Origin of the sequence: Bradyrhizobium sp. 170, assembly GCF_023101085.1 — a bacterium.
Taxonomy (GTDB): domain Bacteria; phylum Pseudomonadota; class Alphaproteobacteria; order Rhizobiales; family Xanthobacteraceae; genus Bradyrhizobium.
Window position 1 is genome coordinate 2099165 of sequence record NZ_CP064703.1, and the last position, 15597, is coordinate 2114761.

10 protein-coding genes and 1 pseudogene are annotated in these 15597 nt (G+C 57.8%); 5 read left to right on the forward strand and 6 right to left on the reverse strand.

What is annotated here, in order from left to right; translation table 11 throughout:
- Positions 1-1447: 1447 nt before the first annotated feature.
- Together IVB05_RS09950 and IVB05_RS09955 are read right to left on the reverse strand one after the other, a co-directional pair.
- Positions 1448-3136: pseudogene (locus IVB05_RS09950) on the reverse strand (MFS transporter).
- A gap of 580 nt (positions 3137-3716) precedes the next feature.
- Positions 3717-4202, reverse strand: coding sequence for a GNAT family N-acetyltransferase (locus IVB05_RS09955; RefSeq protein WP_247784011.1), 486 nt, complete (start codon positions 4200-4202; stop codon positions 3717-3719).
- Between the two features lie 599 nt (positions 4203-4801).
- On the opposite strand from IVB05_RS09955, the gene IVB05_RS09960 reads away from it, so the two are divergent.
- From IVB05_RS09960 to IVB05_RS09975, 4 genes are all read left to right on the forward strand, one after another.
- Positions 4802-5305 (forward strand): GNAT family N-acetyltransferase, encoded by a 504-nt coding sequence (locus IVB05_RS09960; RefSeq protein WP_247784012.1) that lies wholly within the window; start codon positions 4802-4804, stop codon positions 5303-5305.
- Positions 5306-6805: 1500 nt separating this feature from the next.
- Positions 6806-8074 carry a serine hydrolase domain-containing protein gene (locus IVB05_RS09965; RefSeq protein WP_247784013.1) on the forward strand — a complete coding sequence of 423 codons (1269 nt, stop codon included), beginning with the start codon at positions 6806-6808 and terminating at the stop codon, positions 8072-8074.
- An 860-nt stretch (positions 8075-8934) separates the two neighbouring features.
- Positions 8935-9408 carry a hypothetical protein gene (locus tag IVB05_RS09970; protein ID WP_247784014.1) on the forward strand — a complete coding sequence of 158 codons (474 nt, stop codon included), beginning with the start codon at positions 8935-8937 and terminating at the stop codon, positions 9406-9408.
- A gap of 51 nt (positions 9409-9459) precedes the next feature.
- Complete coding sequence (locus IVB05_RS09975; protein WP_247784015.1) at positions 9460-9624, forward strand: hypothetical protein; 165 nt, start codon at positions 9460-9462, stop codon at positions 9622-9624.
- Between the two features lie 435 nt (positions 9625-10059).
- Here the strand turns inward: IVB05_RS09975 and IVB05_RS09980 are convergent, their stop codons facing one another.
- From IVB05_RS09980 to IVB05_RS09990, 4 genes are all read right to left on the reverse strand, one after another.
- Complete coding sequence (locus tag IVB05_RS09980) at positions 10060-10680, reverse strand: nitroreductase family protein (RefSeq protein WP_247784016.1); 621 nt, start codon at positions 10678-10680, stop codon at positions 10060-10062.
- A gap of 226 nt (positions 10681-10906) precedes the next feature.
- Complete coding sequence (locus IVB05_RS43725) at positions 10907-11491, reverse strand: hypothetical protein (RefSeq protein WP_346771840.1); 585 nt, start codon at positions 11489-11491, stop codon at positions 10907-10909.
- A gap of 997 nt (positions 11492-12488) precedes the next feature.
- Positions 12489-12689: a hypothetical protein gene (locus IVB05_RS43730; protein ID WP_346771841.1), complete on the reverse strand. Its 201-nt coding sequence runs from the start codon at positions 12687-12689 to the stop codon at positions 12489-12491.
- Positions 12690-12715: 26 nt separating this feature from the next.
- Positions 12716-12916 carry a hypothetical protein gene (locus tag IVB05_RS09990; protein ID WP_247784017.1) on the reverse strand — a complete coding sequence of 67 codons (201 nt, stop codon included), beginning with the start codon at positions 12914-12916 and terminating at the stop codon, positions 12716-12718.
- A gap of 1108 nt (positions 12917-14024) precedes the next feature.
- On the opposite strand from IVB05_RS09990, the gene IVB05_RS43735 reads away from it, so the two are divergent.
- Positions 14025-14783, forward strand: a complete 759-nt coding sequence (locus IVB05_RS43735; protein WP_346771842.1) for a reverse transcriptase domain-containing protein — start codon at positions 14025-14027, stop codon at positions 14781-14783.
- The last annotated feature ends 814 nt before the right edge of the window (positions 14784-15597 follow it).

A 15597-nucleotide genomic window follows, 5' to 3' on the forward strand; every position in this document is an offset into this window, starting at 1 on the left:
AGTCCCGGTTGAAAGCTGCTTTTATGTCAGCCAACGCCCTCCGCCTGACAGGAGGGCGCGTCTGGCGTTAGTGAGACGTCGTGCAGGCCGCATGCGCCTATGGCAACGTGCTCCAGCCGGTCACGTCCGGGGGCCGTTTCACTTTGTCAAGACGATCGAATACATGAGCGTGCTTGCCTTGAGCGCTACTCAAGGTTTTCGGTTGTGCGAGGTGAAAAAGGATCCTCGCGCATCTCACCTAGGCGCAAGTGGCCGGCCGCGGGGTTTTCTTCGCCCCTCAAGCAACCGCAGTGGCTATCGGGCGGTTGAACTGAACAGCGCGTGGATCGAGCAGCGATGAAGCAACACCAGCGCGGAACGAAGCCCCGTTCAGTGCACGCGCCAGAGGTGGTGCATCGGCAAAGGCATGTGTACTGGTAAGTCATTCACTGTTAAACCGCCTCCGGCTAGAGGCGCTTGCGCGCGGATCTCATGCGCCGCAGAAATAGGTCTGGCGGGGCGCGATCCGTGTTCATCAGCGTGGATGGGTTTGACTCCGTTGAGGAGGAGGTATTCTCGGCCGACGTTGTAATTGAAGCGGCGTTAGTTCCCAGCGTGAGCGCGCCATACTTATCAACCGCGGCATGTTGAGCTCGATGCTCAAACGGTCCGTGATCGCGGATTAGCTATCGAAAATGACGAATGCTTCGTCGACGACGCACGCTGATCGAGGTTGGCGGCGCCACACTGCGGCGTTGCCAATGTGCCAGGAAGCTCACGGTCAAGCCACGCACCTGAAACAAGGCCACGCTGCCATTTGGTTTCACTCCCGTCTACTAGCCATTATGAGCCGCGCTCAAATTCACATTTGGGTGCAGGCCTCTAGAGGGAGGGGCTCGGCTTGCATTTCAACGATCGAACAGGCTGCGACTTGGTCACAGAAGTCCCCTTTGGACGTTTCCTCCCCTGAATTAAGCCGCTTCCTGGGAATGGCCCGTCTCAGGACTCCGTCAGTCCGTTCAACGCGATCAAGTTGGTACTGATACAAGACAGGACACACTCAGGTTCTGCGACCCGGCCATACGAAGATGCGATTCTGCGGCATGGTGGGAGCGGCGCACACCAGTGCGGTAGTCGATGGGCATTTGTCCGCTTCCAGCCTTCGAATTTGAGCTCACCGCGCGATCTCTTCAAGATGACAAGCTAGCCGAACTGCGGTGCGTCCTCGTAGAAGCTGTCGCACTCGAGAGGATCGTGCCGCCCGGTCCCAGTAGCTGCCGATGAAGATTTCGCCTTGGTCAGCTCGGGATCAATAATCTATGGTTTCTCGGAAATTGCTTCTGACGGGCGCGGTCCTCGGTGATGCGAAGGCCATCCGGCGTTGAGCTTCCATCACCGGGCGCGGTGAAGCACTTGGCCCTCGCCGCAAGCTTGCATGCGCGACACTACCGGTTCAATCTCCTGGTTCTTAACGATGGCTACTACTGCTTCCCGCCGGCTCACAATCAACGGCATGGATTTCGTTCGCAGCGCGGTCTGGTACGTCTGTCTTCCAGCGCGCGGAACTGAACGGCGCTCCAGCTTACGGCGGATGCGCACGGGCTCAGGGCCGATATGGAAAGCGACCGCTTGCTGATCCAGCTCGCGCTCCGTTTGCGTCGCGCGGTTGCGTTGGCGCAAGTATTTCAGCCATGTCGGACTATGATACCGCTCGGTCCACAATTCGCGATAGGCGATGTCACGCGCAACCGACCAGCCATAGGCACCGTTTCTTTGGCGCGCCAAGTGCACGTCCTGCATCACATTGTGAAACGCCTTCGCATTCTCTTGCGCCTCGCGATACTCGATTTCAACCACAAGCGGCCCACTGCGTCCGGTGAGTACGAGCCGCACCCCGGGATTTGCAAGCGTCTCGGCGTCTTCACCGCGCGCGCTGATGCGCGGGCCACAGGCCAAGCAGCGGCGAGAGCAGCATGAGCACGCCCGAGACGAGCAGCGCGATCTCGACACCGGCGGCATCGCTGAGACGTCCCCAGCCCCAACTGCCAATGCCGACGCTGCCGGAAATCGCAGCCTGGTAGGCCGCGACCGAACGGCCCGCGACCCAACGGGGCGCGGAGAGCTGAACGCCAATATTGAATAGCGTCATCGCGATCGTCCAAACCGCGCCGGCCACGACCAATGCGGTCGCGGTCAGAGCCAACTCGCGGCTCAGCGCGACCGCAGCAGTAGCACCGCCCATCAGCAAGGCGCAGGCCCGCATCGCGGCCTCGCCGCTCATCCGTTTGCGCACGTCGTCGACAAAGAGTCCCCCGACAACGGCGCCAAGACCAAAGGCACCAAGTATTATGCCGTAAGTCTGCGCACTACCATGCAAGACATCACGCGCGACAAGCGGCATTAGCGCCAAAACAGAACCGCCGATGAAGCCGCTTACCATGGTGCGTGTCAGCACAAATTTGATAGATGGTGAATTCGTGATGTAGCTCACGCCCGCGATAATGGCGCGGCTGAGCTGCTCGCGCGGCAGCGGCGACGGCTCGGCAACACCTTTCCAGAGGAACAGCACCGCCATCAGCGGCAGAAAAAGCAACACATTAAGCGCAAAAGCTGCTACTGCGCCACCTGTCGCAACCACGATGCCGCCTATCGCGGGGCCGAAGCTGCGAGCGATGTTGTAGCTGATGCCATTGAGCGCAACCGCTGCCGGCAGCATTTCTGCTCGCACCTGCTCACTGACAAAGGCTTGCCAAGCCGGGCCAATTAATGCCATGCCGCTGCCGACCACAAAGCAAAGCACCAACAACACATTCGGAGTGGTGAGACCCAGCCAATCCAGCACCGTGAGCGCGATGGCGCCGAAAAGTTCAATCGAGAGCGCTACCAGCGCCACGATCCGCCGGTCATGCATGTCGGCAATGGCGCCGGCCGGCATCGAAATTAGCATGGTAGGCAGCATGAGCGCCGTCTGCACCAGCGCAACCAGGTCAGCGGACGACGTCATCTGCGTCATGGCCCAGCCCGCGCCAACCCCCTGGATCAGAATGCCGAGACAGGCGAGCAGGCTCGTAAGCCAGATGCGCCGGAAGGCCGGAAAGCGCAAAGGAGCGGTGAGTCCGTCGGCGCCGAACGTTTCCGACCTGGGTCGCGCAGTCATATCGGCCCCTGCGTCGCTAGAGCACGACTGTGCATGGTCTCGTCAGAGTGGATGGGGCACGCAGAAGGTTGAGCATCTCGGCTGTAAGGTGAAACTTTCATTGCAGCATTTCCCAACATTTGACCGATCTTTAGTGTTGCTTCCGGCAACCCTGGACGCCCGCGCCCATTCCAATCAGGGGTGTCAGAGCCGTTATGACGGCCGTGCGTGCCCCGATCTGCTCGCGGCGTCGTTCCACATTGGCGTGACCCGGAAGATCTGCGGCCGCGCTAAATTAGAAGAGAAATAGATTGCAGCATACCGAGGTCATTACAGACACTATTAGCTGAGGCGAGAGTTTGCCTGCCTCGGCGACGAGAATTATAATTGTGGTCTGCCGATGAACTTGAAGACGACTCGATTGCCTATTTCGGGAACTATGGGCCGTTTGCTTTATGCTGATCCAAAGGTCCGGTCTTGGTGAATTCATTGGGATGGGGCAGGCTATGGCAGCAACTCTCCGCGTGCTGGTGAGTGCAAGGGGACATGCTGCGCGACGTCCGCAGGATCCCATCGCTTGTGCAGGTTTGCCCATTGGGGTTCATCGCAATTTTTGCCAGAAGAATACGTCACTCTGCCATTCACCGTTAATGCGTGCCGCTTCGTGCAGCACTGCGACGCGCTGAAATCCGATACCGCTTTTTATACTGGGGATATTCCTTTCATATGCCCGTGATACTAATAGTCGTAATCCCAAAGTGGTGGCGGTTTCTATCAAGTGTGCCATCATCAGCTCGCCAAGTCCCTTCCCTCGATGATTCTCGTCAATGTAGCGCGATGTTTCGGCGACGTCCGCATAATCAGGACGCAAGGAAAACCTGTTCAATGAGCACCAGCCGATCACTGTACCATTCTCAATCTCATGGACGAACGCAGGATAAGGATCTTTATGTTCACTAATCCAGGCGACGCGTTCGTTTTGAGTATCTGGAGCGATTTGACTGACGGCAAAGATGCCGGGCTTCATCGCCTGATTGTAGATCCTTGCGATGTCGTCGGCATCGGCATAGGTTGCGCGTCGAAACATTGGTCGAACTCACCCATTCTTGGAGTGCGCGGTGCTCCCGCGCGCGATGCGCCTTAGTGTACACCGAGGTCTGCTTACGGGGCCGGTAACTCGGCGCCCTCTGCGCTGAGGTTGGCGTTCATCACGTCGAGTATGGAGAATCCAACAAACCACAGTCAGATTGTACACACAAGCCATCAGCTTTGGTGGGTTGCCGCAAGCTGCGGAGACAAAGCACTATCAGACAGCTGTTTTCGAAACCCGCCCGTTCAGCATTGCGCCATTGCAGAACATCTCAGTAAGACGTCTGCCTCGGCTGCCTGCAGAGCACCCCCACGGCGCTGCGCAACTTAGGCAAATCGCGCTCTACACGAACCAACACGTAAGGCGTGCAGGCATCATTCGCAAGGTGCGCTCAGCTTGGCCTGCCAGAGAACCGATGCAACGGAAGGATTTTGTTTGGCCGCTGATCAGTTGATTTGCTGAATTTGACCATCAGAACGTTGGATTTGCTTTCGCAACAACGGCCTCAACTGTTGGTCCATTTCTGCTCACTTACGTTCTACTGGACCGTCGAGTTGCGTCACGTCCAGATGAGACACGAGATTGGAGTAGGTCTAATGTGGTGCCAAGTGAGTCCGTTGCGAACAGATGACCTGCCGAGCGTGACAGAGATTTATAACGCCGCATGCCATGCAAGAGAATCAACACAAGGAACGCGCCCCTGGAGCGTAAAGGAAATGGAAGAATTTCTATTCGCGTCGCCGTCATTTGAGTCCTACACGTGCGTGAACAATGGCTCTGTGGTCGGCTGGGCAGCACTCACTCGATATCGCGTCAGGGAGGATGTTAAGCACACAGCCGAGATGTCGCTCTATGTTCAAAAATCATTTCGTTGTAAGGGAGCTGGCTCTGCCCTTGCATACACTCTTTTAAATCGAGCGAGCCTCCTTAATGTGCACTGCATTTTCGCAATGTTGTTTAAAGATATGCCCGACAGCGTTTCCTTCGCAGAAAGAAAATGTGGATTTTCGGTCACTGGATGCCTTCCAGAGATCTTTTCCGGCAGCGGAAGGAATTACGACCTTTTGGTGCTTGAAAGGCTTATAGTGCCGCGAACCTGATCATCGCCACCATCGTCCTGGATGGTCCTTCACCCATGCTATGTCGCTACGGAGCAGGACAAGGGATCTTCTCTCCAAGTGCGCATCATTTCTCTTACTTCCGCTGACAGCTTTTGCCGCGTGTTAGTTCAGCGGAAAGCTCGATGGTGCTCGCTCCCGAGCAGAGCTCTATTGCGATTATCTTCAACCGGGTCAACAGAATGGTCGCGTGATGGCGTGTGACAGAGGTTCTCGAGGTGGGACTTCCGTCCGGTACCTTATCATTTGCTGACGGTTCCCTCACCTCGAAGCGCATCGGTCGGTAGAGGAAGTAGAGGGAGAGGAAAAACAGGGAATAGGAGGGAGCCAACGCTGACCGGTCGAATGGTTGCGTTTTCCCGGCCAGCTCGCCGAGACCGGCCTGCCGCGACATCTTTCAATCCGGAGACGCGGCGCGGATGCGGGGATCGCTCCGATCCGCTCGGGAACTGCTCACCGACACATTGAAAGGCGTTTCAGTCTTCCAAAATCGACGGCGTGCGCGCTCATACGGTAGGTTTTGCGCGACGGTGAACTGAGAAGATTCGCAGAGTTGGTAGGTTCGTTGTTCCCGATTTTCAGGTAAGGAGCCATTCAGGAGACAGCCGTCGTTCAGGGTAAGTGACGCCTCGATCGCGCATGCTCCGGTCATCGAACCACTTGCGGAGGAGACAGCCTTGGGTAGATGGCGAGCCGCGCAATGCGGTCTTTGGAAGCCGCAAGCTCAAACGTCCGCTCATGCTCCTTTCGAGCGCGCGGCTCCAGGGGCGGGGCAAGGCGGCGGGTTTGATTGCCGAGTGGTCGAAATCGCAGGGGTTACGACGCGCAAGACATTTGAGTAGAGACGATATCGAACGATGGAAGCTAGAGAACTATCTCAAACGTCTTGCCTGCGGTCACGATTGAGCTTGAAATGCTAGATCAAGGCCTGAATTGGAGAGATCGTTAGTGCGACACTGAAGGGCTGCAGTTACCTGACCCAGCTGCGGATGAGAGAGGTGAGCCCTGCGGAGGCAGCGTCAAGGCGGATCGCCTCAGGTCGCACACGGTTGGACGTCCCGACTTTGCAGTCATAATCGAACGTGCGCCGCGCCAATTGGCCGTTAAGTTCTGGACCCGGAAAATCAAAGAGATGGCCGTGCATATCTGCGGTACGTTGGCCTCTGTTCGCCACTTCAGTATCGCTCGGCCGGGCCGCTCACAACCCAATGGACGCGTATCAATCGACAGGCTCCGGGCGGCACATCAATTGCAGGACGCATGTTGGGCATGGACAGGGCCCGGAGGGTGCGTCGATGCGTCAATCAGGTGCTGCCTGAGTCTCCTCTTAGTCGTGCGTCGGGCAGCTTCGGCTTATCGGAGATCGAAGGTTCGAACCACCGGAGACTTGGATCAAGTGAGTATTCGATGCACTGTCACGCATCCGGTCGCCATTTGCAGTTTGTCGCACAGGAAATGCTGCGGTAGCTCGGGGGGCAATCGATGAAAGCTGGGCTGAAGTCGCTTATTTTCCCGGTGCGCTTAAGGCGCGTGGCCGCGGCCTTCGCGCACGGCATACCAACCGCCAAGCCCGAAACCGTCGATGTGTCGTCAGAGCGCCTCGCCCGAATCCGCACGGTGCTGCAAAAGGAGGTCGATTCGGAGCGCATGCCGGGTGCCGTCGTTATGATTGCTCGGCGAGGTCAGTTAATCTACTCCGAAGCTATTGGTTTTCAAGACAAGGCGGCGGGCAAGCCGATGACCAAGGATGGGATCTTCCGCATCTATTCCATGACAAAGCCACTCGCCTCGGTTGGCGCTATGATGCTGGTCGAGGAAGGCAAGATCCAGCTCAACGATTCAGTCTCTAAGTTCCTGCCCGACTTGATCAACATGGAAGTCATAGCCACCGGTAAGGACGGCAAGACTACCCGCGAGCGGGCCAAACGTCGGATAACAGTCCACGATCTTTTCCGACATACGGCGGGCCTTACTTACGGAGAGTTCTCCTATGTTCCGGAGATCAGAGCGGCTTACGCCGAAGCAAACCTTCTCACGGAGCCGTCTCGCTTGATCACGCCCGAACAATTCACCGCGGGTATTGCTAAAGCGCCTCTGGTGCGTGAGCCGGGGACCGCCTTCGAATACAGCTTGGCTGTAGATGTGCTCGGCCGCGTCATCGAGGCGGTCTCGGGCCAGCGCCTTTCGGCGTTTCTTGACGAGCGACTCTTCCGCCCGCTCAACATGTTCGATACGGGGTTCAAGGTTCCTGAGGCAAATTGGAGCCGAATTGCCGAGCCGCTGCGTAGGAAGAGGCACTTTCTCGACGTGAAGATCGACCCGTTGAATGAGCTTGCCGGAGTGGGAGGCGTGTCGACAAGCGCCGACTACCTGCGTTTTTGCCAGATGATGCTAAACGGCGGCGCGCTCGACGGCCGTCGGTATGTGAGCCCGACCACTGTTAAACTGATGACTTCGGATCACCTCGGCGATCTCCCCGGGGTGCCTGAATTACCTGGTAACGCTCTGATGGGCGTGGATGGTTATACTTTTGGATTGGGCTTTACGGTCCGCCAAGGGCCTGGGCTGGCAGGCGTGCCGGGTTCTGAAGGCGAATACATGTGGGCTGGCCACGGTGGAACGTTCTTCTGGATCGATCCAAAGGAGGAATTAGCGGTTGTTTTTATGGCGCAGATCCCGGGAGGCATTCGCACCTACTATTACAGGATGATAAAGGCCCTGGTAGCGCAGGCACTCGGGAGCTCACCATAGACCATTGCTGCGTTTTCGAAGAAGTAACATTGCACTTTCCTTACATTGCGTTCATCGCCCTCGGTCCGCAAATAGGTCCAGGCCGCAGCGACGCTAGCGTAGGTTTCCGAGCCAGTCATCAATGATCGCCAAATAGGTCGCATTGATAAAGGTGCGAGACGTTGGGAGCGGCGCCGATCCCCGATCTCAGCAATCATACGAACGCGACGATGAGTACTTGAGCGATCATTCCGTCGAGCGCGAGGGAAAAAGCGACCGAAGGAGGGAATCCTAAGTTAGTGGGTCTCCGCCCTAAGTCTTCTTCTCGGCCCGATATCCATCTATCTCTGTCGGTGCACACTCTGGACAGTTGATGCTACGTTTCACTAGCTCATCATCAACAAATGCGGGAACGACTCAAAAAGTCATTCTTACGGTGTTGAGGGATCTCATTACCTTCTCAGTTGAGAGCGCGAGTCTCGTCTGTTTCGGCGGCTCCTCGCAACATGCTGGTAACTTGGGCGATCGGCGCGCTAATGATGGCGAGTCACCTGGACGAGTTTGTCATCTGTCTTGCTTTAGCTTGGGCACCATTAGTGTTGAGATAGGCGCGTCTCTGACGCTGCGTCCGAGTCCGATTGCCTGTTGCCGAGCCGCAGTCATCACCGGTCCCGATTTTAAATTCAAGTGAGAGCCGCTCAAGACGAGCTTCGGTATTTACGGATCATGGTGCGGAATGCCGCTGATGCCATCGTCAAGGCGAAGACCCAGCTTCCTTACCCCCTAGGTTATAACGATGGCTCGCCAATTTCACGATGAACAGCCCCGTTCCGTTCTCGATGGAGTCGGTGCTTGGGGAACTCAGTCGCCTCAACACTTAAATGATGCCAGGCGCCAGAACTGAGAAGCAGGGCGACTTTCACGGCAAGCCCAGCCGCCTGATTCAGCGCCTCGAAGGCAAACGCACGGACCGCCGGCTCAGATTCCTGTTTCTGGTCGCAGGCGTCGCGGAGAGCTACAAATGCCTCGATGAAGCCGTGATGTTGCGCGGACGAGCCTTCAAGGGCGCCCACGGTGGAGTGAAGGTGATCAACTTTTCAGAAGTCCCCTCGGACATCCTGCCGCTGATCGTTGGCACAGTTGCGCGCGCGGTCTTTTATGTGCAGCAGTGGAGCGCGGAGGGGCGTGCCAGCGGGGCGGCGCTGTTCTGCGACGAGGCGCATCCCAATAATCGCCAAGACGCCACCTCCGGTGCTGCCGAAAATGGGATCGCGACCTTTGAGCGCATCGCTAAGGAGGGCCGAAAATACGGTGCCGGCCTAGTCGTGATTAGCCAGCGGTGCCTGCCGAGGTGAATCGTACAGGCGTCAGTCAGCGCAATAATTTGATTGCCATGCGACTGACCAATGGTGACGAATCAGACGATGGTGCGCCGTCTGCTGCCCGACAGCTTCGGTGGGTTTGGTGATCTACTGCCGGTGCTAGAAACCGGCAAAGCTCTGCTGGTTGGCGATGGTACTTTTGTTATCCACATGTATCCGGATCGCCAAGCCCGTCAACGAGCCGCTTAGCGGCACGATCCAAGTTGAGACCGCTGGGCAGATTCGTGGGCTTCAGCGCAATCGACAAGTCCGTCGAAAGTTGGCGTCGCCAGACGCTCATCACAGTGGCCGCGCCTCTTATTGCCTCCTATGACGTGCCGGTACACAAAACTGCTGCCATCCGAACAGCGATTGAGGCTCGCCATTCTTGCTCCGTTGCCGCCCTATTCGCTTGATTTCAACTCGATCAAGAATACTTCTGCCAAACTAAAACAGCGCAACGCCGCCGCCGGAATCGTCGAGGACCTCAGGCCGCAATCGCTACGCCTTCCACGCATTTACAACAGAGGACTGCGCGAACTATTGCGTTGCTGAGACACGGGTCAACTTGATCGAAATCTGCTCTAGCCGGAAGCACCTGAGGGAGGCACCTTGTGGGTTTCAATTCTGACATGCGCCCATCCGTCACCTCCTAAAACGTTCGGGAAATAAGCCGCGGGCGGCCAAGTCACCGACTGGTGAACGGCCGCTCGGCCGTTCACGCTGCAACAGGCCAGGCGGCAAGTGTGCGCCGTCGCCCTTGCGCCCAACGGCGATCGCGATCTCGACCGCAAAACCCTCGGGGAGCTTGAGCACGGTACGCGCCTTCTCCACATCAAATCCACTCATGCCGTGTGCAACCCAACCTGCGGCCGTTGCCTGGTTGGCAAAGTTGGCCCAGGCAGCGCCGCTGTCGAAGGAATGCGTACGCGAGAATTGCGGCTCGGTCTCTCCGGGTGGTGTGAAGTCCTTCCTCGACAGCAGATAGATCAGCGCCGCCGCGTGTCGCGCCCAACCCTGGTTGAACGCGATCAAAGGGGCAAGAAAGGCGTCGAATTCTGACTGACCACGTAACGCATACAGAAAGCGCCATGGCTGGGCATTGAAAGCCGACGGCGCCCACCGAGCGGCCTCGAAGAATGTGTATAGAACTCCTTCCGGGATATGATGCTCACTGAAGCTACGCGGCGACCAGCGGTTGACGAATATCAGGTCTGCGGGATGTTCGGGTGCGCGGATTTTGGAGGGCGGTTCTTGAGTGGTCACTCTCTTCTCCTTCGTCTTTTTGATACTCGGCGGCGCCCTCCGGAAAAGGGCGTGTCGCAGGCGTCGCGCCTCAAGCGTCCTCTTGGCGAGACATAGCCCATGTTTTCCGCCCGTCATGCTCACACATTCAAACTGGACGCTGCGTGAGGGGAACAGTATTGACGATCTGCTCCTCATGAACGCGGACAAAGCGCAACCACTCGACCTGTTCAAATTGCGTCGACTGTTAGGTCACGCGCCTCGTGCCGGCGGTCTGCGGATTTGCGAAAATATCGAGTTCGATTTCGCGCGACACCTCGACGATGGTTTCCGGATGATGGCCATTCTCGAACAGCGCGTACTTCAACGCGTGGGTTCGGTTCACGAACAGGCCGCCAAAAAAGCCGTTTCGTTCGCGTGCAACCCAGTTGCCGCGTCGATTCCTGCCAACCAAGACGGTCGGCGCTGCGGGGGTGCACGAAAGGGGTTTGACGATCTTCATTCGCGGCCTTTCCGCATAGCTCAAGCTGCCGATCGTGTACGTGATGCGGCTTTCCGGGAAGCACGAAACCATCCTTGACCAAAGTTCCATCCGGAGGTCTTCAGCCGAAGTGGAAATATCTGGAGCGGCGCGCCCGTGATCTGGCTGTAAAACCGTCCGCTCGCTTGAGCTCAGCACCGTCTCATGGCCGGTTTGCTGCTCGAAAGCTGCAGCAATCTGCTGGTCCGGTTCGGTGAGGTTCTCGGCAACCGCGACATCGATGTTCGTCGCTTGGTCGCTAAGCACAAACATCGTCAACCCATTTATGAGGATCAGCCGGGAAAGCTTCATCGGCAACCCCGCATGAAACCGACCTCTTTGCTGGTGACTTTCTCTTTCTCATCCCAGCAATCGGCGTGCCACTGCGGATCTAATGCACGCCTTCTTCAGCAAAAGCGCGCGCCTGCCACGCCCTTGTGAATGGCCGCGTGCCGCTCTTGTCGGCTTTCCGACATCTGAGTCGTCAATCGCACGTGGATGGCGCAACGAAGACGGAGGAAGATGATGCCGGTCGTCTCTCGTATCGAGTTTGAACGCTTGCTTGAGGATGACAGGGAGGAGTCCTCACCAGGACGCGCATAGCATCGATGGGTTCCTCGGATCGTACGGTCAGGCGCCCGCGTCCTGCTATCTCGGATACCATCGCGGGTTGGTCTCTTTAGCTCGCGGGCCTGGTCCTGTGTGTGAATCGCTAAGCAGGAATCGAGTGAGTCGCTGATTACCTGCAGATGTTAGCAAAAAGACGGAGATGGCGGCTGCTTTCCGAAGCGCGCAGTTGCCTATCGTGCGCAATTCACGGAGGAACGATGGTTAGCCGACGGTCCTCTTCAAACTGTCGCGCTTACAGTTATCGTGCGAGGCGGCCGTGTAAGGCTGGTAACCTTTCACGTGCACCACCTGGGATAGTAAACCTTCCACGTCTGTGCAGGTCTGAATAGGTTTTCTCTTCACGCGCGAAGGCAGGTTGCGACGGCAGCTCCCACACTCAGGCGCCGGGTCGTTGCGCCCACTCAGTGGAACGCCATCTCGCCTTCTAGGCAGCATCCTTACTGGAGACTCCTTGGCCCTCTCTCTATGAGAAACAAAGTCTTTTATGTTTGCGAATGGCGCGACAAACGCCCATTCCGGTACCCTGGTTGCGTTGCGAACAGAGCATGTACTCGTGTACGTTAATTCTATTGTGGCGCCTTAGTTGTAGGTCGTCGGGCGCTTACACGCCGGACGCGGCGTACTCCAAATACTGGCAACGGTATACAATTGATCGGAAAGATGCCTTTGAAGGGAAGACCTAGGAGGAAGCCTCTAAGTTCTTAGAAAAAAAATGGAATGTTCCGGGTGGGTCGCAAGGTATTCGGCCGGAGGCCCTCCATCCGTTTCGAGCGTAGAAATCTGGTGCTTGAGAAGCGATTGTGTAGAGGAAAGCCGACCGGCAGCCACGGCGTCGACCTTCGTCTTCAAACTGCGTCAGAATCTTTGTTCCCCAGCCCATTCTGCGAAATTTCTCTGGCAAAAAGATTAAGTCGAGGAACAACAATTCCAGCGATGAACACCCATCGCACCGCCCAAAACACGCTGGGTTTCGGGATCCCTTAAGACCACAGCAAGCGGACGGCTAGCGCTACTCCCTATGGTAATATCATTGAAATCCTCAAGACCTCCCTCGATTGCCTTGATGACAGAAGAAGCGATTATGTCAGTTACGATGATGTCCGGCATTTCTCTTCTCTTCGCGTACAAACTATAGCAAGAGCTTACGCCAAATCCAACGAATCGACCTCGCACGAACTTGCGATCTGAGATGAACGCCCTGCACTCGAATTGCTCGGCAACGTCAGCCGAACACAAGCATCCGTCGACAATTCCGGCGCCGCATAAGTCTCTTCCCACCGCGCTCAATTTACTATTGCGCAGCGATCGCGGCGCTTAGGAAGGAAGCGGACACCAACTGCTGTACATCATGCCACCGCGTTGAGTACACGGGTGCGCCGGGAGACCGGCAAGGAGCAGGTGGTGCAAGTCCACTACGATGAAGGAATAGCGAACCGCATCGACCCCGAGCCGTGCGCAGGCCTCCGTGAGGATACCGGCGAAGCGTCGGCAGGGGGACGTGCAGGCCAGCCATTGAGACGCGATAGAAAACTGATTCCGGGTGCCGACGCTGTCTGTGTAGCGGAAGGCAACATGTCCAAGAGCGTCATCGCAAGCGCTTGGGTGACCCGGCGTGGTCGAAGACCCTGGCATGCACGCACGCTCCTTGCACGGGAAGCGGGAGGTCTCCGGGTCGGCCGGAAGCTCCACTGGGCGGACGGTCCGCGGCGGGAAGGCGAGGAGCCGTAGCCGCCGATGCACGATCCGGAGAAGTCAGACTCTGCCGTAGTAGCTGCGAAGTCGCCGAACAAAGCCGGGCCACCGGCGGCGGAGGTGGCGGAGCCAAGGGCAGGGACCAAGAGGAACGCGGATCAGCAAAGCACGCACCGGACGCAGACCCGGGCGCGCGTGACCCAGGCGCTGAACCGCGTACGGCACGCCGCAAGGCAAAGGAAGAAGGAGCGGTTCACCGCGCTTCTCCACCATGTCAACGTCGACACGCTCCGGGCAGCCTACTACGCGCTCAAACGCAAAGCTGCCGCGGGAGTCGACGGGGTGAGCTGGCAGGACTACGAAGTGAACCTGGAGTGCAATCTCGAGGATCTCCGCGGAAGAGTCCACCGGGGAGCGTATCGGCCTCATCCATCGCGCCGGACGTACATACCGAAGGCGGATAGTCGACAACGGCCGCTGGCAATCGCGGCGCTAAGACAAGATCGTCCAGGGCGCATGCGTCATGGTGCTCAACGCGATCTACGAAGAGGATTTCCTCGGGTTGTCGTACGGGTTCCGACCCGGACGAGGGCCGCACGATGCGTTGGATGCTTTGGCGGTGGCGATCACCCGCCGGAAGGTGAACCACATACTTGACGCCGACATCCGGGACTTCTTTGGCAGCGTCAACCACGACTGGTTGATCCGCTTCCTCGAACACCGGATCGGCGACAAGCGCATCATCCGTCTGATCCGTAAATGGCTCAAGGCGGGCATCCTCGAAGACGGGATCGTATCCGTAGCTGAGAGTGGAACTGGCCAGGGTTCGGTGATCTCACCACTCCTCGCCAACATCTACTTGCACTACGTGTTCGACCTGTGGGCCGAACGCTGGCGACGGCAAGAGGCTCGCGGCGACATGATCGTCGTGCGCTACGCAGATGATCTGGTTGCAGGCTTCGAGCATGAGGACGACGCCCGTCGATTCCTCGATGCATTGCGTGAGCGGTTCGGGGCATTCTCGCTGTCGCTCCATCCGGGCAAGACACGCTTGCTTGAGTTCGGCCGCCACGCGGCAGCCGATCGCAAGAGGCGCGGCATCGGTAAACCGGAGACCTTCGCTTTCTTGGTTTCACCTTCATCTGCGGAAAATCTCGACGAGGCGTCTTCCAATTACAACGGAAGACCCGGCGGGACCGCATGCGGGCGAAGCTGCAGGAAATCAAGGCGGAGCTGCGGCAAAGAATGCACCAGCCTATCCCGTCTCAGGGACACTGGCTGAGACAAGTCGTTACAGGACACTTCGCTTATTATGCCGTGCCCACAAATAGTCGGGCGCTCTTAGCGTTCCGGCATTACGTAGCTGACCTCTGGCGTCGCACGCTTCGGCGGCGTAGTCAGAAGGACGGCTTCACGTGGGACCGGATGACGAAGCTGGCCGCCGACTGGCTCCCCGCGCCGCGCATCCTTCATCCCTGGCCCGACCAGCGCTTCGCCGTTAAACACTCGAGGTAAGAGCCGGATGCTCGAATCGGGCTTGTCCGGATCTGTGCGGGGGGTGCTCAGCAATGGGCATCCCTACCGCGATCCTCGCCACGACATGGATATCACCTTCGACGACATCAAGTAATAGTGGGTCCAGTGAAAGTTTGCTTAGGAGCATTGGCCAGCGGAGCGGACATTGGAGTCCATTCTTGATCTCTCAAATGTCTTCTCACGGGCCGAGCCGTATGGCTCAAACTACATAGGGCGTCGAACTTTGAAACTACCAAGATTGATAGCCGCTATGTTGTGCCGCAACGCATCATCTCCGGTCAGGCATGGCGAGCCCACCGGGCATGGCGTAAACCTGAGCTCTGCCGATAGATCGATTGGCTGCCGCCTGAAAGCTGTGTAGCGGCGCGCTACGCGGATGTGCGACATTGAGGAACTCGCGCCCGGATAACGTCAACGGCGCTGAGGAGCCTCGGGAGCGCTGAGGTCTCATCACCTCGCGGTTTGCCGTGTTCGGCAGGTGGCATCGGCAAATTGCGCTAGTGCTGCTCGCCGGTTAGTTGGCGCGGCCTTGCCGGGCGAGCTACTTCCGTTGACCTTGC